At 36.3% G+C, this 19,821-nt stretch carries 23 protein-coding genes, 1 tRNA gene and 1 pseudogene; 24 read left to right on the forward strand and 1 reads right to left on the reverse strand.

Annotated elements, in window-relative coordinates; genetic code table 11:
* Positions 1 to 2 precede the first annotated feature (2 nt).
* The 23 genes and pseudogenes from EK17_RS04485 to EK17_RS04585 all read left to right on the forward strand — a co-directional run bounded on the left by EK17_RS04485 (position 3) and on the right by EK17_RS04585 (position 17,466).
* On the forward strand, positions 3 to 455 hold the full coding sequence (locus tag EK17_RS04485; protein WP_051904424.1) for a pilus assembly FimT family protein: 453 nt from the start codon (positions 3 to 5) through the stop codon (positions 453 to 455).
* Positions 427 to 801, forward strand: coding sequence for a type IV pilus modification PilV family protein (locus EK17_RS09000; RefSeq protein WP_084675080.1), 375 nt, complete (start codon positions 427 to 429; stop codon positions 799 to 801). Before EK17_RS04485 ends, EK17_RS09000 begins: the two co-directional genes overlap by 29 nt.
* The gene (locus tag EK17_RS04495; protein WP_035587879.1) at positions 798 to 1,823 is read left to right on the forward strand and encodes a prepilin-type N-terminal cleavage/methylation domain-containing protein; all 1,026 of its coding nucleotides are present in this window, start codon (positions 798 to 800) and stop codon (positions 1,821 to 1,823) included. Before EK17_RS09000 ends, EK17_RS04495 begins: the two co-directional genes overlap by 4 nt.
* Positions 1,824 to 2,399 carry a hypothetical protein gene (locus EK17_RS09005; protein WP_051904426.1) on the forward strand — a complete coding sequence of 192 codons (576 nt, stop codon included), beginning with the start codon at positions 1,824 to 1,826 and terminating at the stop codon, positions 2,397 to 2,399.
* A 15-nt stretch (positions 2,400 to 2,414) separates the two neighbouring features.
* Positions 2,415 to 2,708 (forward strand): nucleotidyltransferase family protein, encoded by a 294-nt coding sequence (locus tag EK17_RS04505; protein WP_035587880.1) that lies wholly within the window; start codon positions 2,415 to 2,417, stop codon positions 2,706 to 2,708.
* Complete coding sequence (locus EK17_RS09535) at positions 2,705 to 2,836, forward strand: hypothetical protein (RefSeq protein WP_269557958.1); 132 nt, start codon at positions 2,705 to 2,707, stop codon at positions 2,834 to 2,836. The genes EK17_RS04505 and EK17_RS09535 overlap by 4 nt, the downstream gene beginning before the upstream one ends.
* 17 nt (positions 2,837 to 2,853) lie before the next feature.
* Positions 2,854 to 3,126 carry a nucleotidyltransferase substrate binding protein gene (locus tag EK17_RS04510; protein WP_232229303.1) on the forward strand — a complete coding sequence of 91 codons (273 nt, stop codon included), beginning with the start codon at positions 2,854 to 2,856 and terminating at the stop codon, positions 3,124 to 3,126.
* A 3-nt stretch (positions 3,127 to 3,129) separates the two neighbouring features.
* Positions 3,130 to 3,237 (forward strand): annotated as a pseudogene (locus tag EK17_RS09400) (ATP-binding protein); the annotation flags it as partial.
* A 114-nt stretch (positions 3,238 to 3,351) separates the two neighbouring features.
* Positions 3,352 to 4,503: a radical SAM family heme chaperone HemW gene (hemW, locus tag EK17_RS04515; RefSeq protein ID WP_084675082.1), complete on the forward strand. Its 1,152-nt coding sequence runs from the start codon at positions 3,352 to 3,354 to the stop codon at positions 4,501 to 4,503.
* 9 nt (positions 4,504 to 4,512) lie between these two features.
* A complete protein-coding gene (locus EK17_RS04520; protein ID WP_035587883.1) occupies positions 4,513 to 5,586 on the forward strand; it encodes an ATP-binding protein in 1,074 nt (357 codons plus the stop codon).
* A 68-nt stretch (positions 5,587 to 5,654) separates the two neighbouring features.
* Positions 5,655 to 5,742, forward strand: a tRNA-Leu gene (locus tag EK17_RS04525).
* A 24-nt stretch (positions 5,743 to 5,766) separates the two neighbouring features.
* Positions 5,767 to 6,927 carry a methionine adenosyltransferase gene (metK, locus tag EK17_RS04530; RefSeq protein WP_035587884.1) on the forward strand — a complete coding sequence of 387 codons (1,161 nt, stop codon included), beginning with the start codon at positions 5,767 to 5,769 and terminating at the stop codon, positions 6,925 to 6,927.
* Between the two features lie 2 nt (positions 6,928 to 6,929).
* Positions 6,930 to 8,186 carry an adenosylhomocysteinase gene (gene ahcY, locus EK17_RS04535; protein WP_035587885.1) on the forward strand — a complete coding sequence of 419 codons (1,257 nt, stop codon included), beginning with the start codon at positions 6,930 to 6,932 and terminating at the stop codon, positions 8,184 to 8,186.
* Between the two features lie 12 nt (positions 8,187 to 8,198).
* Entirely contained in the window at positions 8,199 to 9,233 is a 1,035-nt protein-coding gene (locus EK17_RS04540; RefSeq protein ID WP_035587886.1) for an Mrp/NBP35 family ATP-binding protein, read from the forward strand.
* The gene (locus EK17_RS04545) at positions 9,234 to 9,902 is read left to right on the forward strand and encodes a TIGR00153 family protein (RefSeq protein WP_035587887.1); all 669 of its coding nucleotides are present in this window, start codon (positions 9,234 to 9,236) and stop codon (positions 9,900 to 9,902) included.
* Positions 9,899 to 11,146 (forward strand): inorganic phosphate transporter, encoded by a 1,248-nt coding sequence (locus tag EK17_RS04550; protein WP_051904427.1) that lies wholly within the window; start codon positions 9,899 to 9,901, stop codon positions 11,144 to 11,146. The genes EK17_RS04545 and EK17_RS04550 overlap by 4 nt, the downstream gene beginning before the upstream one ends.
* Entirely contained in the window at positions 11,146 to 12,069 is a 924-nt protein-coding gene (locus tag EK17_RS04555) for a Ppx/GppA phosphatase family protein (protein WP_035587889.1), read from the forward strand. Before EK17_RS04550 ends, EK17_RS04555 begins: the two co-directional genes overlap by 1 nt.
* On the forward strand, positions 12,062 to 12,379 hold the full coding sequence (locus tag EK17_RS04560; RefSeq protein ID WP_035587890.1) for a hypothetical protein: 318 nt from the start codon (positions 12,062 to 12,064) through the stop codon (positions 12,377 to 12,379). The genes EK17_RS04555 and EK17_RS04560 overlap by 8 nt, the downstream gene beginning before the upstream one ends.
* 12 nt (positions 12,380 to 12,391) lie before the next feature.
* Positions 12,392 to 12,964 carry an isochorismatase family protein gene (locus tag EK17_RS04565; protein WP_035587891.1) on the forward strand — a complete coding sequence of 191 codons (573 nt, stop codon included), beginning with the start codon at positions 12,392 to 12,394 and terminating at the stop codon, positions 12,962 to 12,964.
* Positions 12,965 to 13,007: 43 nt separating this feature from the next.
* Positions 13,008 to 14,480, forward strand: coding sequence for an ArnT family glycosyltransferase (locus EK17_RS04570; RefSeq protein ID WP_232229304.1), 1,473 nt, complete (start codon positions 13,008 to 13,010; stop codon positions 14,478 to 14,480).
* Positions 14,473 to 15,186 (forward strand): Wadjet anti-phage system protein JetD domain-containing protein, encoded by a 714-nt coding sequence (locus EK17_RS04575; RefSeq protein ID WP_035587895.1) that lies wholly within the window; start codon positions 14,473 to 14,475, stop codon positions 15,184 to 15,186. The genes EK17_RS04570 and EK17_RS04575 overlap by 8 nt, the downstream gene beginning before the upstream one ends.
* Positions 15,174 to 16,808, forward strand: coding sequence for a molybdopterin-dependent oxidoreductase (locus EK17_RS04580; RefSeq protein ID WP_035587899.1), 1,635 nt, complete (start codon positions 15,174 to 15,176; stop codon positions 16,806 to 16,808). The genes EK17_RS04575 and EK17_RS04580 overlap by 13 nt, the downstream gene beginning before the upstream one ends.
* 94 nt (positions 16,809 to 16,902) lie before the next feature.
* The gene (locus tag EK17_RS04585; RefSeq protein ID WP_035587902.1) at positions 16,903 to 17,466 is read left to right on the forward strand and encodes a hypothetical protein; all 564 of its coding nucleotides are present in this window, start codon (positions 16,903 to 16,905) and stop codon (positions 17,464 to 17,466) included.
* Between the two features lie 21 nt (positions 17,467 to 17,487).
* Here the strand turns inward: EK17_RS04585 and pstS are convergent, their stop codons facing one another.
* A complete protein-coding gene (gene pstS / locus EK17_RS04590; RefSeq protein WP_035587906.1) occupies positions 17,488 to 18,507 on the reverse strand; it encodes a phosphate ABC transporter substrate-binding protein PstS in 1,020 nt (339 codons plus the stop codon).
* Between the two features lie 103 nt (positions 18,508 to 18,610).
* Between pstS and EK17_RS04595 the strand changes: the two genes are divergently transcribed.
* Positions 18,611 to 19,783: a cation diffusion facilitator family transporter gene (locus EK17_RS04595; protein ID WP_156957522.1), complete on the forward strand. Its 1,173-nt coding sequence runs from the start codon at positions 18,611 to 18,613 to the stop codon at positions 19,781 to 19,783.
* The last annotated feature ends 38 nt before the right edge of the window (positions 19,784 to 19,821 follow it).

A 19,821-nucleotide genomic window follows, 5' to 3' on the forward strand; every position in this document is an offset into this window, starting at 1 on the left:
TTTTGAAAAACAGGGGTTTTAGTTTAATTGAACTTATTGTAGTAATGGCAATAGCGGTTATATTGCTTGCGATTGGAATCCCTATGTATGCAAGCTGGTCTAAAAAAACACAGGTGAAAAAAGACATATATAATATTTACTCGCTGCTTAATGATGCACGAGTTAAGGCGTTTACCATGAAAACCAACTGCGCAGTTTCGTGTAGCTCTTCAAATGAATTAAAATTGACTTGCGGCAATAAGCTTGTGTCTGTAATAAATACAAAGACACGATTCGGCCATCGTTTTCAATTGGGATCTGACAATATGACTTTTGGGATTGATGGTTCTGCAAATATTGTTGGTACAATATATTCTTTAGAATTAAAAAACAAGCCAGCTACATGTATAAGCGTATCAAGGCTAAGAATCGCTGTTGGTGAATGGGATGGAGATAATTGTAATGTTGAGGAATAAGAAGGGTTTTACACTTATTGAGATTTTGGTGAGCATGGTGATATTCCTTATAATTTTTATGGGTTTGTTTTCTGCCTTAGCTATGTATACAAAAATAAATGTTCAAAATAGTTTAAGAAATGCTGCTATCAATATAGCACAAAGATGCGTTGAAAATTTAAGAGCTGGCTTGAAGTGTGATAATGTAACAAAGGATTTTCGCAATTTTAAAGAACTCTATGTTGTAAATGCTCCAGACCCATCAAGTTTTGTTAATGGTAATAATAATGTTGAGGTTGTGGTTGAATATTTTTATCCACCATCTAAAAAACACTCCTACTCAATTGATACGGTGATTTACAAATGAATAAAAAAGGTTTGACGCTTGTAGAGTTATTGGTTGTTATGGTTATATTTGTTCTTGTAATAGCTGCTGTGTCTCAAAGTTTTATTTATGTTTTAAGACATCAAGCAAGACAGGTGGGCATTGCAGAAAATAATATAAACAGCCTTGTTGGTTTAAACATATTAAGAAAAGATATAGAGATGGCTGGTTTTGGTTTGCCTTATGTGCTTGATAACTACAACGAAGCTGTTGACGATTCAAAATACTCCCCTAACCCTACAACATTTAACGATGCCCCAAACAACCCCCCGCGGCCTTTTGTATCTGATAACGGTAGTGGACCAAATAACTCTGATGTTTTGGTAATTAAGTCAACAGTTGCATCTTTAAACGATTATGTAAGAAACTGGGGTTATTTAACAAAATATAAATATATACCTTTAAATCAAAGTGATGAGATATCAGATACCTATTTTTCTGAGATTGACCTTAATAGATTTAGGTTTATAGGTTACAATAAAAAATCATCTTTTCAATATCCATCGGGCCAGAGGATTTTTCTTGCCTTTGGTATTAGCTCTCAGCAACCACGTATGCCGTTTAACAGGGCAGATTATTTTCTTTATTTACCCTCAACCATGCCTTCAAGATGTGCTTCAGGAACATATGAACTCTACAGAGCCAATATAAATCAGGCTGATGGAAAAAGAAATAACCCTCAGCCTCTTCTTGATTGTATTCTGGATTTTCAGGTTGCTTTTGGAGTATATGATAAAAACAGTAATAAAATTATCTGGAAGCAGGTTATGACAGATGATGCAGCTGCTCAAAGAAGTAATCTAAAACAGGTCAGGGTTTTTATTGTCCAGCAGATAGGTAAGTATGATCCAAATTTTTATTACGATGACTCAACAATTGCAGTTGGTGATGATAGAACAGGGGTATTGAATGTCGACCATTTGACTGAAAAACAGAGGCATTATAGATGGAAAACTATAGAGCTTGTTGTTAATCCGTTAAATCTATCACCCAAGGAGAAATAAATGCTGAGCAGCAAAAAGGGCCTTGCGCTTGTAACAACTTTATTTTTATCTTTCATAGCTCTTGCCCTGATAGCTATTTTGATGAGTTTGGTTTTTAGATCCACAAAGATTTCGGGTAGTTTTAAGGTTTACACATCAGCATTAGAGGCAGCAAAGGGGGCTTCAGAGCTACTGCTTTATTACGACATCGACAGGCTGGATGCAAGCGATTGGAGAAGAGATGTTATTTCCAGCGTAACTGTTTTGCATAGTTGCAAGCTTAAACCTGCAGAGTCGGTTGATGATTGGAAGTGGCCAAATAGCTCATGTTATCAAATATGTGGCGGAGATGAAGAATTCCAGCACTGCATAAGTCATTCAAGCCCGCAGGATATAATCAATTACTACGACTGGAAGAGGGATTTGGGCAACTATACTGTTTATGCAAAGATTACAGATGTTACACATGTAAATGCACCTACTGCAGTAATTCCTGAGAATAGAAATTACTGGTTATACAGCGTGGATTTAGTTGCAAAAAGTAAAACGAATCAGCAGGAGATTGCCTGGCTGACCGTGTTGTTTAAAAAGTTTTAATATTACTGGCCAATTGTGAAGAGTAGTGAATTAATAAGTATAAACGACCTAAAACAATACCTGATAGATTTTTTCAAAGACTCCAAGGTTAAGATTTATCTATTTGGCTCAAGGGCTAAAAAGATAAACTTTCCTTTTTCTGATGTGAATATTGCTATTGTTTCAGAAATGGATATCTCAGCAAAAATTGTGTTGTTAAAAGAACTTCTTGAGGAAAGTAATTTTCCTTTTAAAGTTGATCTGGTTGTTTTAAATAAAAACAGTGAATTATACGATAAAATCCTAAAAGAGGGAGAAAGATGTAGATGAGTATTTTGAAACTTTGCAAAAGGCATTTGATAGATTTAGTCAGGCATATTTTAAAGCTAAACAGGCAGATGAAGACTAATACGGCTACTTTAGAGATAGTGCAATACAACGCTTTAAATTTACAGTAGAATTATTGTGGAAATTTATGAAAAGTTATTTAAGGGAGATTGATGGTATTGAATGTAGAAGCCCAAAGTCTTGTGTTAGAGAATTTTTTTCTGCAGGTTATATGAAAGAGAAAGATGTGGTGCAATTTCTTAAAATGATAGATGATAGAAATCTTACTTCCCATACTTACAGAGAGGAGGTTGCAGAGGAGCTATTTTCAAGATTTAATGTTTATTTAAAACATTTGAAAAATGTTTTAGAGTGGTATAAAAACCTTCAAGACCCCTCACAAAAACTGTGTAAATCCTGACAAAATAGGCTTATCCATCACAGTCATATACTCAATATTCAAGGGGAAAGCTATAGACTTAAACAGAAAAGAAAGGCTGGTGTTCTTTTAGATTTAGAAAAAATTTTTTAGTAAAGTGGTGCATTTTTGTATTGCGCAGGTGGTGCAGTTTGGGATTGCAGTTGACACTAAACCACTGTTTTTTTACCTATTGCATGACTTGTTTTCATAAGTTAGAATAAAACTATGCGATACTTTAAAGGTGTGAAGGCTTTAACTGGCGCAGATAAGAATGAACTTTATCTGTATTTTCATATTCCTTTCTGCTACAAAAAATGTCCATATTGTGGCTTTTATTCCCTTGAGAAATCTTTTGGCTTAATTGATGATTATGTTGAGGCATTGAAAAGAGAGATAAGTTTGAGCGATTGTAGTGGTGTGGTAAAGAGCATTTATTTTGGTGGTGGAACTCCGACGGTTTTGAAGCCTTCACATATTGAGGATGTTTTATCTGCAGTACATAAAAAGTTTAGCTGCGACATCAAAGAAGCCACTATTGAGGCGGTGCCGTTTATTAAAAAGGGATATTTAAAAGAGCTTGTTGGTTTTGGATTTAACAGGCTAAGTCTGGGTGTGCAGTCCTTTGATATAAAAAAGCTTAAAAAGCTTGGCAGATGGCATAGTGTTGAAGATAATTACAAGGCAGTTGATGAGGCTGTAAGAAGTGGATTTGAGAATATCAGCTTAGATTTAATGTATGGCGTTAGTGAAGGTGTTGATTTATTTAAAAAAGAGCTGAAAGAAGCTGTGAACCTTGATATTAATCACATTTCAATTTACCTTTTGACTATTGATGAACATACTGAGTTTTATAGATTATTTGAAAATGGAAAGCTGGTAATTTCTGATGATGATGAGGCTTGGCTTATGTATAATGAGGCGTGTAATTTTTTAGAGGCAAACGGTTTTTTGCAGTATGAAATCTCCAATTTTGCAAAAAAGGGATTTAGAAGCATCCATAACTGTGCATACTGGGAGTTTAAAAATTACTTAGGGTTTGGGGCATCGGCAAGCTCGTTTTGTAATAAACAGAGGTTTAAAAATAAGGAAGATGTGCTAAATTACATGAAGGATCCACTCTCCTGCAGGGTTGTTGAGGAAAATCTCAAAGATGATGAGCTTTTAAAAGAGGCTTTTGTGTTTGGTTTAAGAAAAACAGATGGAGTAAGTATAAAAGAATTTGAGGATAGATTTGGAGTGGATTTGCTTGATTATTATAAGGATCAATTGAATTATTTTAAAACTGCAGGTATGATAGAGATAAAGGGCGGGAGGATATTTTTAAGTTCAAACAGTGCTAAATTTGTGTCTAATTATATTTTAAGCGATTTTTTATAAGGAGCGGTTATGGCAGATAGATTCTTCAGAGGAGAAAAACTTATAGACAGAGAAAAAGAGATAAATTTTCTTGTTGATTGGTTTAATGCTTTACCAAAAGAAATATTATGGATCTATGGTCCTAAATCATCGGGCAAAACAACAATTGTAGAGTATGTTGTTGAAAAAGAGCTATTTGAGGATTTTGATCAGCTAAAACCAAAGAAAAATTACTGGGTTAAGTATATGAATCTAAGGGGATACTTGATTACAAATTACAACTCGTTTCTTGAGGCTTTCATAAAACCTACAGATAAAAAAATAAAAGAAAAAAAGAAGATTAATGCCCGTATGTCTGTGGGTATATTTGAGATAGAAGCCGAGATTTTAAAAGAAATTAAAAACAGAGAAAAAGATCTGTTTAATGTGATGATAGGAGAAATAAGTAAACTTGCAAAGCATAAAAGAGTAATAATAATTATTGACGAGATTCAAACTTTAGAGGATATTTACATAAATGGAGAAAAAGAACTTCTCAAGGAATTCTTGAATTTTTGTGTGAGGTTAACTAAAGAACTCCATATATCGCATGTTGCTATTATTTCTTCCAATACTGTTTTTATAGATAAAATCTACAACGACGCAAAACTAAAACTAACAAGTGAGTTTTATAAAGTTGACCATCTACCCTTTGAAATTGTTTATGATTGGCTAACCTCTGAAGGCTTCAAAAAGAATGATATAGATATGATTTACTACTACCTTGGTGGATGTATACCGCTTTTGCAGAAGTTGAAGAGAAATATAGGTGAGTTTAAAAATCTCAAAGAGTATCTTGAACACCAGCAATGGCTGGCATACACTGAGATAATGCATTTTATGAATTTCTCTGGTAAAGTTAGTAAAGAAGATAGGAAGATATTTGAAGATATTGCATCCTCTATAGTAAAAAACGGCTACTTTATCCCAGACAGTGATAAGTATACCAGGGTTATAGACACCTTTGCTTCAGCAGAAATCCTCTTCTTCGACCCGCTAAGTCTGAAGGTAGTGGGTAACAACAGGCTCTATGAAAAGGCTATGGAGCTGTTAGTAAAAGGATAATTTAAACCTTACATGGTTAGTATTTGAATTGACAAAGATAAACTTTTGATTATAATCACTTCAAAAGTGCCGAAGTGGCGGAATTGGCAGACGCGCTAGATTCAGGGTCTAGTGGGCTTTACGCCCGTAGGGGTTCGACCCCCCTCTTCGGCACCATTTTTTTGTATAGAGGAGTTGGCTATGAATAACAACGAAACCTTCCTTTTTACCTCAGAATCTGTTACAGAGGGTCATCCAGATAAGGTTGCAGATCAAATTTCTGATGCTATTTTGGATGCCATTATTAAAGATGACAAAAACTGCCGCGTTGCCTGCGAAACAATGTTAACAACAGGCATTGTGTTTGTAGCTGGAGAAATCTCAACAAACACCTATGTTGAAATTCCTGAGGTTGTAAGACAGACGATAAAAGAGATTGGCTATACCAATGCAGATTACGGTCTTGATTATAAATCCTGTGCTGTTGTTACATCTATTGATAGGCAATCCCCTGATATTGCCATAGGCGTCAATAAAGGTGAAAAGTTAGGGGCAGGCGATCAGGGTATGATGTTTGGTTATGCAACCGATGAGACTGATGAGTTTTTGCCTCTGACTATTGTTTATGCCCATAAGCTATCAAAGAGGCTTGCCGATGTTAGAAAACAAGGGCTTCTGCCCTATTTAAGACCCGATGGTAAAACGCAGGTAACGATAAGATATAAAGGTTTTGAGCCTGATAAAGTAACGGCGGTTGTTGTTTCTGCTCAGCATGATCCCAATATTGAGCTTGAACAGTTAAGAAAGGACATCGTGCAGTATGTGATAAGGTATGTAATTCCGCAAGAGATGTGGGATCCAGATATTAAGCTATACATTAACCCAACAGGCAGGTTTGTGCTTGGCGGACCCCATGCAGATACCGGTTTAACAGGAAGAAAGATTATTGTTGATACATACGGTGGTGTTGCAGCCCATGGCGGTGGTGCATTTTCTGGAAAAGATCCAACGAAAGTGGACAGAAGCGGCGCCTACATGGCAAGGTATATTGCTAAAAATATCGTAGCTGCAGGTCTTGCAAGACGCTGCGAGGTGCAGCTTGCCTATGCAATTGGTGTTGAGGAGCCTGTAAGTATTATGTTGCATACCTACGGAACAGGTAAGCTACCAAAGGAGGATATTAAAAAAATAATCGTCGATACATTTGATATGACGCCAAAGGGTATGATCGAAACATTGGATCTTTTAAGGCCTATTTATAAGAAAACTGCTGCATACGGCCATTTTGGCAGGAAAGAGCCTGAGTTTAGCTGGGAGAAAACAGATAAAGCCGAAGAAATAAGAAAGAAAGCGGGGTTGTGAAGATGGATTACGATATAAAAGATATCAATTTAGCCGATGAGGGTAAAAATAGGATTGAATGGGCATTTAAGCAGATGAATGTGCTTAAGTCCATTCAGGATGATTTTGAAAAGAATAAACCCCTTGAAGGCAAAACGATAGGTGCTTGTCTTCATGTAACAACAGAAACGGCAAATCTAATGGTAACCTTAAAAAAGGGTGGAGCCGATGTTTATCTTTGTGCCTCAAACCCCCTTTCCACTCAGGATGATGTGGCAGCAGCCCTTGTAAAATATTATAACATACCTGTTTTTGCTATAAAGGGCGAAGATAGAGATACCTATTATGCCCACTTAAATGCCGTTCTTGATAAAAAACCCAATATCACCATGGATGATGGTGCAGATTTGGTGTCTTTGCTTCACTCAAAAAGGTCTGAACTTGCCGATAATATTATCGGTTCCACAGAAGAGACAACCACAGGCGTGATAAGACTCAAAAGCATGGAAACAAATGGTGTTTTAAAGTTTCCTGTGATTGCGGTTAATGATGCAGATACAAAGCATATGTTTGATAATCGCTACGGCACGGGCCAGTCAACAATAGATGGTATAATCAGGGCAACAAACAGGCTTATTGCCGGGAGCGTGTTTGTTGTGTGTGGCTATGGCTGGTGCGGCAAAGGGCTTGCCATGAGAGCTTCTGGCATGGGTGCCAATGTTGTTGTTGTGGAGGTTGACCCATTAAGGGCGCTTGAAGCTGTGATGGATGGCTATAGGGTTATGCCTATTGCTGAGGCAGCAAAAATTGGGGATTTCTTCTGCACAGTAACGGGTGATATGCATGTAATTAGAAAAGAACATTTTGAGTTGATGAAGGATGGAGCTATTGTAGCCAACTCGGGTCATTTTGATATAGAAATAGATGTTAAAGGTTTGAAAGAGATTGCAGTTTCAGAGCGTGATGTAAGGCCTTTTGTTAGAGAATATAAACTAAAGAATGGCAGATGTGTATATCTATTAGCCGAAGGCAGGCTTGTTAATCTATCTGCTGCTGAGGGCCACCCTTCTGCTGTTATGGATATGAGTTTTGCCAATCAAGCTTTGAGTGCTAAGTATCTGGTTGAGAATGGTGATAAGCTTGAAAAAAAGGTTTACAGGGTTCCAGAGGAGATTGACAAGGAAATTGCAAGACTTAAACTTGAATCGATGGGTGTTAACATTGATGAGTTAACAAAGGAACAAGAAGAGTATCTAAACAGCTGGACAATTGGCACTTAAAAGGAGTTAAAGATGAAAGAGAAAGTTTTGGATGAGCTGAAAAAGGTTTTTTATCCGGGTAAAACGCATAGTGTGCTTCAGGAAGGAATTATCGATGATGTAGTTGTTGAGGGCAATAAAGTTGTTGTCAAAATAAAAACTCAGGAAAAAAATCAGGCCGTTATTGATATGCTCAAACGCAGCATACCGATTGCGTTAAAGAAATTGGACGGCGTTGAAGATGTAGAGCTTGTTATTGAAAAGGTTGTTGATGCTAAAGATAAGATTTCGGATATTCGCTATGTGATTGCAACAACAAGTGGTAAAGGTGGCGTGGGTAAAACCACTGTTAGTGTTAATACAGCGCTTGCACTTTCAAAGTTTGGATATAAAGTTGGCCTGCTTGATGCTGATATCTACGGACCCAATGTTCCAACAATGATGGGGATTGAGGGTGTTCCTGTTACACTTGATCCAAATCACAAGGATAAAATCCTTCCTATAGAAAAATACGGTATTAAGGTTATCTCTATTGGAAACCTTGTTCCAAAGGATGCTGCTGTAATCTGGCGAGGAGCTTTGATTCATAAGGCGATTCAACAGTTTTTAGAGGATGTCAGTTGGGGGAAACTTGACTTTCTGGTTGTTGATTTGCCACCCGGTACTGGAGATGCACAGTTGACGCTTGCGCAGGAGACAAAGGTTAGCGGTGGAATAATTGTTATTACACCCCAAAATGTTGCAATGAGCGATGCTTATAAGGCAAACGATTTCTTTGAAAGGCTAAATATCCCTGTTTTAGGAGTTATAGAAAACATGAGCTATTTTATCTGCCCACACTGTGGAGCAAGAACCGATATCTTTGACCACGGTGGTGCAAGGCGTTTTGCAGAGGATAAAGGCTTAACTTTTTTGGGCGAGATTCCGATAGATGTTGAGGTAAGAGAGGGTGCAGATAAGGGTAAACCGATTGTTGTAGCAGATCCCACCTCTCCTATAACCCAGGCATTTGAGGATGTGGCAAGGAATATTATCGAAAGGGTTAAAGAGCTGAATCAGGAGGGTTAGATGGGTATATTTGACCTATTTAGAAAATCTCCCTTTATAGCCTTGAGGGAGATGATGAAAGAGGTATTGGAATGCACTTCAAGGATTCCGCAACTCTATAAGGCCTTTATGGATGGTGATGAGAAAGAGGTTGAAAGGATAGCAAAAGAGATATCAGATCATGAATTTCAAACAGATAATATAAAAAACAGCATAAGACAGAGTCTTCCAAATAGTATCTTTATGCCTGTAGCCCGCGGTGATGTGCTGCAGATAATAACATCGATGGATGCAATTGCAGATAAAACAGAAGACCTGGGCGTCTTGATGAGCTTTAAAATCATAAAAGTACCCGATGAGCTTAAAGATAAAATTGATGAATTTATTAAAGCTGTATTGGATGTTGTAGAGTTGTCCAGTAATGTTATAGATGAATTGGAGGCATTGAGAGAGGCAGGATTTGCAGGACCAGAAGCAAAAACAGTTATTGATCTATTGGATAAAGTAAATGAAAGTGAGCATAAAACTGATGTGCTTCAATATAACCTTACAAAGATCGTAATAAATAGATCAGGGGAATTAGATTGTGCTTCGCTGATGTTATGGATGAAGATTTTAGAGACAACTGGTGATATTGCCAATGCAGCCGAAAAAATGGCAAATAGAATCAGGTTGATAATCTCACAATGAGCCCCTTAATCGTTATTTTACTTGCCGCAGCTTTTGGATTCTATATGGCCTGGAATATAGGCGCTAACGATGTTGCAAATGCAATGGGTACAAGTGTTGGCGCAAGGAGTTTGTCTTTCAGGCAGGCTATTATTGTAGCGGCTATTTTTGAATTTACAGGTGCCATGCTTGTGGGCAACCATGTTAGTTTGACTGTGGCAAAAGGTATTGTGTCACCTGCTGCATACAGTAAAGATGCGTTGGTGTTTGCTCTGGGTATGCTTGCAACACTCCTTGCTGCAGCCCTGTGGGTAAATATGGCAACAAAATTGGGAATGCCAGTGTCCACAACCCACTCAATTGTCGGTGGTGTAATGGGATTTGGTATAGTTACGCACGGTCTTGCATCGATTGAGTGGGGAAAGGTTATAACTATTGTTGCAAGCTGGATTGTCTCACCAATCAGCGGTGGTATTATATCGTTTTTTATTTTTCTTTTTATATCAAAGAAGATTTTAGCCGATGATAAACCGGTTGTTGCAGCCAAAAAATACGCTCCCTTTCTGGCTTTTTTGGTGTCTATGGTGCTTGTATTTTCAATGCTTTATAAAGGACTAAAAAACCTGCACTTAAACTTTAGTTTTACACACGCTTTATTGATAGCAATTGCTGTTAGTATCGTTTTTTATGCTGTTATTTATAAAATTGTTGACAACATACCGGTTGATGCTACCCTGCCCTACAAAAGAAGATTCCCTCAGGTTGAGCGTGTGTTTGCTATCCTGCAGGTTATAACTGCATCTTATATGGCATTTTCTCATGGTGCAAATGATGTTGCAAATGCTGTTGGTCCACTGATGGGAGCTGTTTATGCATCTGCTTTGACTGCCCATAAAGCACTTTCCATGCCTATATGGGTGTTGAGTGTTGGTGCGGTTGGCATAGTGGCGGGTCTTTCGATGTATGGGTATAAGGTTATATTGGTTGTTGGAAGAAAGATAACAGACATGACACCATCAAGGGGATTTGCAGCCGAATTTGGGGCAGCCACTACAGTTCTTGTTTGTTCCAAGATGGGTCTTCCTATCTCTACTACCCACACACTTGTGGGTTCAGTTATTGGCGTTGGACTGGCAAGAGGTATAGGTGCTTTGAATCTAAAGGTTTTGAAGGATATTGTTGTTTCCTGGCTTTTAACCCTGCCTATTGCAGCTGCTTTATCTGCCGCTATATTTCTTTCTCTTAAAGGTCTCTTTGTTGGATAATGAGAGCAGCATCAATTGATATTGGAACAAACACTATCAGATTGGCAATAGTTGAAAAAGATAAAAATTGTAATTTTAAGTTTCTATTAAGAAAAGGCAAAATAGCACGACTTGGTGAGGATATTGCAAAAACACACCTATTAAAACCTCAGGCTATAGATAGAGCTATAGCAGTTTTAAAACAATATAAAGCTATTATAGATAGTTATAAGGTCGAGAAAGTTTTTTGTCTTGCAACATCTGCAACAAGGGAGGCAGAAAACTCAGAATTATTTATTAATAAGGCTAAAGAGTTAGGTTTTGATATAGAGATTATTGATGGAAAGAAGGAGGCCTTTTTAACACATCTTTGTATTATTTACTTTTTAAGGGAAGTATTAGCCAATAAATCGTGGGTTGCAGTTGATATAGGCGGGGGTTCAACTGAATTTATATTTAGCCGTGGTTTTGAGCTTATAGATAGCTTTAGTGTGCCATTGGGTGTTGTAAAGCTGCTTGAAATGTTTATTAGACATGATCCACCTCAAGAAAGTGAGCTGAACGAGGCATGCGATTATTTTATCGATAACCTAAAGCGCTTTGTTAAAAGCGATTTTAATATTGATTGTTTTGTGGCCAATGCAGGCACGCCTACAACGCTTGCTGCAATAAAATTGGGTCTTGTTGAGTATGACTATTATGCCACAGAGGGTCTTGAGTTGAGCAAGGATTTTATTGAAAAAATCATAGATGAAATGTTAAAATATAATTCGGATAAATTACTTGAGGTTTATCCTATTTTGCAAAAGGGTCGGGAGGATGTTATAGTCTTGGGGGCTTATCTATTAAAAAGATTGCTTGAGTTTTTTGGGATGGAAAGTGTTGTTGTAACAAACGGATCTTTAAGAGAGGGTATTTTTATAGAAAGGTTGTGTGATGGATAACACAAGAAAGGATATTTATATCAAATTAAAAGAGAATGCAGAAAATCTAAGAGAGTTGCTTGATAAAAAAGAGTTTAACCTTGCAGAGGTAGATAAACTGTTCAGACAGAGAAATAATCTATTTTATCAGCTGAAGGATTTATTTGTTTTAAAAGAAGCAGATGAAGAGGAGCTTAAGTTTGTGGAGGGAATGATAAATGACAACAATGATTTACTTAAAAAAATTACCAGAAAGAAGGAGATAATGCAGGGTGAGTTTAATAAAAAGAAGTCTGATGCCAACAAGATTTCAACTTATTTAAAAGGCTAAAGGGGGTGATTTATGTTTGCAAAAGAGGATTGTTTGCTGGTTGTTATCGATATGCAGGAAAAACTATGCAAAGTAATGAAAAACCTTGACAGAACAGTGAAAAACATAAGATTGCTGATTGAGGCAGCTCATGAGTTTAATATGCCAGTGATTTATACAGAGCAATACCCCAAGGGTCTTGGTGAGACTATAGAGCCTCTAAAGTCTCTTCTTGTTGATTATTCAGCAGAGAGATTTGATAAAATGTCTTTTTCTGCCTTAAAGATAGATGAAATTAATAATAGAATTAAACAAACTGGTAAGAAAACCATTATTCTCACAGGTATAGAATCGCATATATGTGTCTTATCGACAGCTGTAGATTTAAAAGCTGAGGGTTATAATGTTGTTGTTGCCAAAGATGCAACTACATCAAGAGAGGATGAGTTTTATCAAACGGCCATGGATTTTTACAACTCTGAAGGTATTGCCGTTGTGCCTGCAGAAACACTTGTTTTTTACTGGCTTGAATTTGCAGGAACAGATTCGTTTAAAAAGCTGCAAAAGATTATACTGGGTAAAGCACATAGAATTAGCGTTGTTTGAGCGTTTTTTTAAAGATAAAAAATCAATTTTTTTATACTCTTTTGTGCTATTCAGTATAGGGGCATTTTATACCTCACTTTTTCCGCCGGATGAGCCAAAATATGTAGATGCAGCCCTCAGAATGATTTCTAATCACAACTACATTATCCCGTTTTTTAATTGCCATGTGAGGTTTGATAAACCAATTCTATTTTACTGGGAGCTTGTTGCATCTTTTAAGCTGTTTTTTGTTAACTATTTTATAAATAAAGGTATTGATCCAGCTGGCATTATAGAGTATGCTTCACGACTGCCAAGTATAATCGCTGCCTCTTTTAGTAGTATTTTTGTTTATAAACTCTCAAAAAAACTATTTGATGATGATAATATTGCAAAATTTGCCGTTTTAGGTTTTATATCAAACGGTTTCTTTATTTACCTGCCAAGAGCAGCCACGCCGGATATGAGTTTAACCTTTTTTGCTTTGGCAGCGCTTTATTACTTTATTGAAGAGCGTTTTATTATAGCATGGATTTTAACTGCCCTATCCTTCTTAACCAAAGGCCCTATAGGTCCTGTTATGGTTGGTGTAACCTACATCATCTATTTGATTTTGGTATCGAATGAAAATCCCATTAAAAAATTTTTTGAAAAAAAGAATCTTACTGGTTTTGCAATATTCTTTATTGTTGGTTTGCCCTGGTATGTGGCAGTATATAAGATGTATGGTTATGAATTTATCAATAAATTTTTACTCTATCACAACATTGAACGATTTACAGGCACAGCCCATCAGCATCCCCGCTCGTTTTTTTACTACTTTCCCGTTGTTGTTGGTGTTGTTTATCTGTGGTATCCTTTTGTTTACGATATTGTAAAATCTTTTGATTTTAAAGATAAGTTTAACAGGTTTCTGATTTTGTGGTTTTTGTGGATTTTTCTATTTTTTTCCATTTCTGCCAATAAACTTGCTCATTATATAGCATTTGGCACCATCCCACTTTCTATTATTTTTGGCAGATATATCTTATCGTCAAAGCAAACCTTAATAAGGGCAAAAATTTTTTTTGTTATTGAATTTTTAGCTGCAATGTTTTCTGCCTATTATTTTTATAAAATCCATTATGCATTTGTTGGTTACTGGTTGCTATTTGGCTTGTTTGTTGTGGCTTTACTTAATTTTCAAAAAACGCCACAAAAGGTTGTGTTTTATAAAACAGTTGCAATAACCGTTGCTTTTGGTGTATTGCTTCTGCAGCTTGATAGCCTAAGAGCTGAGAAAAAAATCTGGAGAATGGTAAAGTTTGAGCATGCAAGGGTTTATCAATTTGCCGTTTTTAACGAATCGTTTGTAGCATATACAAGGCATTGTTTAAGAGAGATTCGCAATCCTGCCCTTTTTGGTAAATTAAAAGGAAGCTTTTATATCTACACCAGACCAAAGTATTTAAAATATCTCTCATTTAAATACAAAATTGCTTATAGATTTTTTGAAAACGGCAGAACAACCCTGCTGTTGAGGGTTGATAATGGATGAAAAAAATGCACACCAGAAGCTTTTAAAATTTATGGAAAATGAATATAAAGGAGAGGATATAAGGTTTTGTTCAGCTTACCTGTTTGGAGACTCAAAGTTTATCGAAAAACACAGGCTTCTTGCTGATGAGTTTAATAAAAGGGCTATCATTCAAAGGCCTAATATTATTTATGTCAGATGCGATGTTGATTTGATGATAAACGGCATAAACCTTAAAGAGCTTACTCAAAAACTCACGCTTGCTGCTTTTTTTGGTGGTAGAATTGAAACCTTAAAAGTTAGTAAAGCTACAGTTGTTATCTCTGAAAACCTGTCTTTTTTTATGAGTGCAAATCCCAACAACGCTATTTTTCTGTATAACAAAGGTTTTCATCTAACAAAGCAAATAACGGCATTTGTAAAAAGGCTTCCTTATGAAAAATTGATTTTTTTTGGCGATGCGGACGCAAACGGTATTGCCATATACAATAGTTTCAAAGAAAATTTTAAAGATATCGAGTTTTATCCAGATTTTGAAACGATTGAGTTTGTGATGGAAAATTTTTATGATAAACTACCAGCGTTAAATAATACAGACAATTTGAACTTCAACCATTTAGAAGATGTTTTTGAGTATCTGAAGATGAAGAACAAAAAGATAGAACAGGAGTTTTTGCAGGTATTATTTGCAAAAGGGGGTCTTAAAAAACCGTTATGGATTGGATAGAGCAGTTTTGTGCTAAAGATTGTCCTGATACATGTGCATTTTTGGCGAGGATTGAGAATAATAAACTAAAAATAAAACCAAAAGGCTGGGATTTTTTAAAAAAACCGTTTGTTTGTGGTAAGCTTAAGCAGTTTTTCAACAGAGAAATTGCTTTTAATGACGCATCATGTATGGTTTCAGGAAAACCTGTTTTGCTTGATGAGGCCATAAAAGCTGCAGTTAAAATTATTAAATCTTCAAAGAGAATCTTGTATTACAGGGGCTCGGGTAATCTTGGTTATTCCATGTTTGTATGGGATTTGCTTCTTGCTAAATTTGAGAATGTTTATTTCGTTGATGGAAGTCCATGCGATGAAACAGGTATCGAGGCTCATATTGAGGATTTTGGAGTTTGTATAAATCCTCCTATTGAAAACCTAATAAACTCTGATGCCATCGTTATATTTGGTAAAAATGCACACGCAGTTTCGCCTCATCTTTTTGCACTTTTAAAGCAACTCTCAAAAACAAAAGAGATTGTCTATATAGATCCTGTCAAAACGCAGGCAGCATCGATAGGCAGATACATAAGAATCAATCCAGCCTCAGACGGAGCGTTAGCCAAAGCGCTTCTGGATGAATTAGATGGATTTACAAAAAACGGTAATGATGCTTTTGAAGAAACAGGATTGACGGATGAGGAATTTGAATATTTAAAAGACATTTTTAAGAAAAAAAAGGTTGCAATTATTGAAGGATATGGCCTTCAGCGTTATGTTAACGGCAAGAATACTATAAAATGGCTCAATAGACTTGCATATTTTACAGGCAATTTAGATAGGCTTTACTATTCTCGCTCATCCAAAGAGGGTTTAAAGAAACCCGCTGTAAAGCCAAAAAACAGTATCTTTATAAGCGAACTGACAAACTATATAAAGGAAGGGTTTTTTGATGGTGCTATAATTGTGGCATCAAATCCTTTAATTAGTCTGCCCGATAACGATGTGTTGACAGATTTTTTTGAAAACAACCCTACTGTCGTTGTTGATGCAAACTGCACCCAGACTGCTGCTTTAGCTGATGTATTTATAAGGGTTGGAGGCATGTTTTCTCAAAAGGATATTCAGGGTAGCTATTTCTTTCCAAAGACCTTAAAAAAAGAAAAGCTTATCGATTTGCCCAACGATGTTGATGTGGCAAAGAGACTTGCAGCCATCTTTAATTGCACCATAGATTTTTCGACTGATAATATTGAGGATAAACGGAGTTTGAAAAGAAAAATTAATTTTGAAGAGATTGATCTAAAAAAACCGTTTAATATTAAGGATAAAGTTAGATTGCTGAATATTTCTCATCATGCCTATCTCAATTCGCAGTGGGATTTAAAATCGTTTAGCAGGGTTTATGTATCACCACAATTAAAAGAAAAATACACTCTGGTTAAAGGTCAGCGTGTGTTTTTAAAAAACCTTTCAAAAAAGGCTGTTTTTGAAGTAGAATTAAGCGATAAGATATACGGAGATATTGCTTTTGTTTATAAGGATTCATCAAAATATGTAAACTATATCTGCTCAAACATCCCAACCGATACGAAAAGAGGCATAGCATTCAACGATACATTCGTTGAAATTGTAAAACTTTAAAGATAAATAAAAATATACTTGACAAAGTTCCATAATCTTATAATTTTAATAGTAAGGGCTCATGCATAATGTTAAATGAAGTATGGAGGTGTGTATGAAGAGATTGTTAAGTGTAATGAGCGGTGTTGTGTTTTTTGTTACCATTCTTTTTTCCTCGGTGTCGTTTGCTAAGTTTCATGGGGTATGTAAGGTTCAAAACAGGACGGCAAATGTTAATAGGGTTTCCGGTGTAATAGACTTTGGTAAAACGGTTTTTATGGATGGTAAAGGTGGCTGGAAGGGTTATATTAAATTTCCAAGCAAATTTAAATCCGATCTTGGAACATGGAGTAAAAACAACATTCATACTATAGCTGGAACGGTAAGAATCAAATTAAAGGTAAAGGTTGCTGGTGTAAGAAAATATGGTATATGGAGGAAAAAACAGAACCTTATTCAGGTTTCGTTGGTAAGAGAAGGAAACGGTGGAAAGCTTGTTGCCTATAAGCAGCTGAATGTCTATGTGTCTAATCCTAAATATAAAACTATAGAGTTGCCTGCTTATGCTCCAGACCTTGAAGCGGGAAACGAGGTGCATTACAGATTAGAAATCCATGTTAGTAAAAATGTAGGTGGCTCAAAAACCTGCAAATACCGTTTTACCGTTGTTGCTGACTAAATAAGAGGGGGTATTCCCCTCTTATTCTACATTTACACCAACAGTATTTTTCCAGTAGTTTCTAATCGTATTCTTCACACTTTTTGGAAGCGGCACATAGCCAAGTTGCTGCGCTGTTGCATCTCCATGTTTAAAAGCCCAGCTGAAGAATTTAACGGCTTTTTTGTTCGATGCGGGTCTATTGTTTGCAAGCAGGATCATTGTTGCCACAGTTAGAGGCCAGCTGTTTTTGCCTTCTGCTAACAGCAGATTGCCATATATATAAAACGATGTTTTTGGGCTCCAGCTTGCATATTTTGCCGCAGCTTTAAAGCTTTCATCAGAAGGTTTTATAAAATTACCTTCCTTTGTCATAAGCTGTGCTGTTTTAAGGTTGTTCTGAAGTTTATATGCATACTCAACATATCCAATAGCACCCTTAATCTGTTTTACATAGTTTGTTACACCCTGATTGCCCTTGGCTCCTATGCCAACAGGCCAGTTTACAACCTTGCCAAATCCAACCTTTTTGCTCCACTGAGTTGATATGTGTGATAGCCAGTAGCTAAAATTCCATGTTGTTCCGCTACCTTCAGATCTGTGAACAACGGTGATTTTTAGATGTGGCAAGCTAAGCGATGGATTATCATTTTTGACTTCTGGGTTATCCCAGTATTTAATCTTTCCAAGAAAAATGTCAGCAACGGTTTTGTTTGATAATTTAAGCTGACCATCTTTGATATTGTCAAGATTGAATACGACCACAATTGCGCCAATTACAGCAGGAAACTGATATAAACCCTTTTTCTTCAGCTCCACTGGTGACAACATCTTATCAGAACCGCCAAAATCCACTACCCTGTTTGTGATTTGCCTGATACCACCGCCAGAGCCAATGCCCTGATAGTTTACCCTGATACCTGTGGCTTTGTAGTAATTGTAAGCCCATGCTGTGTAAACCGGATAGGGAAATGTTGCCCCTGCGCCATTTACCATGCCACCCGCATAAGAAGTAGTGGCAAAAAGCATAACCGTTAACAATAAACCCAGCAACCGCTTCATACACACCTCCTAAAAAGATTTTCTGCGATAGTTTTAAGCTTTAAGTGTGAAGCTTTTATGGAAAAAGTGTTAAAAAAATATTAAACTTGAAAAATTCCGGTTGGTGGATTATAATAGAACAAATGTTCAAAAAGAGGTGTGTTTTATGAAGGATTATAAACAGAGATGGATGGTTGCTTCGGTTATATTAAATATCTTTTTTGCAATAACTAAACTTGCCGCTGGTTACCTAACGGCAACAGCTGTAATTATTGCCGATGGCATTCACAGTTTAAGCGATATTATAACTTCATCTGTAATTTTGCTGTCTGTTAAGTTTGCAGGTGTAAAGAATGAACGATTTCCTGAGGGGTTGCACAAGTTGGAAGACCTTGCGGCTCTTTTCAGCGGTATTTTTATTATTTATGCAGGATATGAGATTTTGATTCATGCTCTAAAATACCACCACCCAATAAGATATAGAGCTTTTGCTGTTCTTTTTTTGATATTTATTTTGATAATTCAGTTTGTGTTTACATTTTTAGAATCAAAGGCTGCTAAAAAATATAATTCTCCTGCGCTGAAAGCTGATGCAGCTGAATGGCTTTTTGATACTTCTGTTACAGTAGTTGCAATTTTTGGTGTGGTTTTTGATTGGCTGGGTGTAGTATATGCCCAAAAAATTGCTGTTTTTGTAATTGTGGTATTTATTTTTAAAGCTGCATATGAGTTAATAAGGGATTCTGTTTTGGTTTTACTTGATGCAAGCGTTGATAAGGCTATTCTTTCAAAAGCAAAAGAGATTATAGAGTCATTCGATGAAGTTGAAAGTATAGATATGCTGTTTATAAGAAAAGCTGGTAGTGTTTTAATTGGGGATATTATACTGAAAATAAGACAAAAAAATATGGTTAAGGCTCACGAGGTTGTGGAAAAGATAGAAAATAGCCTAAAAAAGAATATTGAAAATCTACATTTCTTGACCATTCACTACGAGCCGGCTATAAATTTCAATAAGAAAAGGGCTATTTTGCTGGATATGAATGGCAATATCGCAAAAAGAATAAGGGATGCTTATAAAGTCAAATTTGAAACGGTTGATGAAAAAGGTGACCTGGTCAGTGTTTTTGAGAGAGAAAACCCATTTTTTAATACGCAGCGCGGTTATTTTGTAAGATTTCTTTCATGGCTTGTGAAGCAGAATGTTAATGAAATAGTATTTAACTATTCAAATATCGATAGTGATCGAATAGCTCTTCTTGAAGGTCTGGATATAAAGGTTTCAAAGTCCAATTAATATAACTTTAAAAAAAGATTAACATTTTCTTAACATAT

This window comes from Hippea jasoniae, assembly GCF_000744435.1.
Lineage (GTDB): Bacteria > Campylobacterota_A > Desulfurellia > Desulfurellales > Hippeaceae > Hippea > Hippea jasoniae.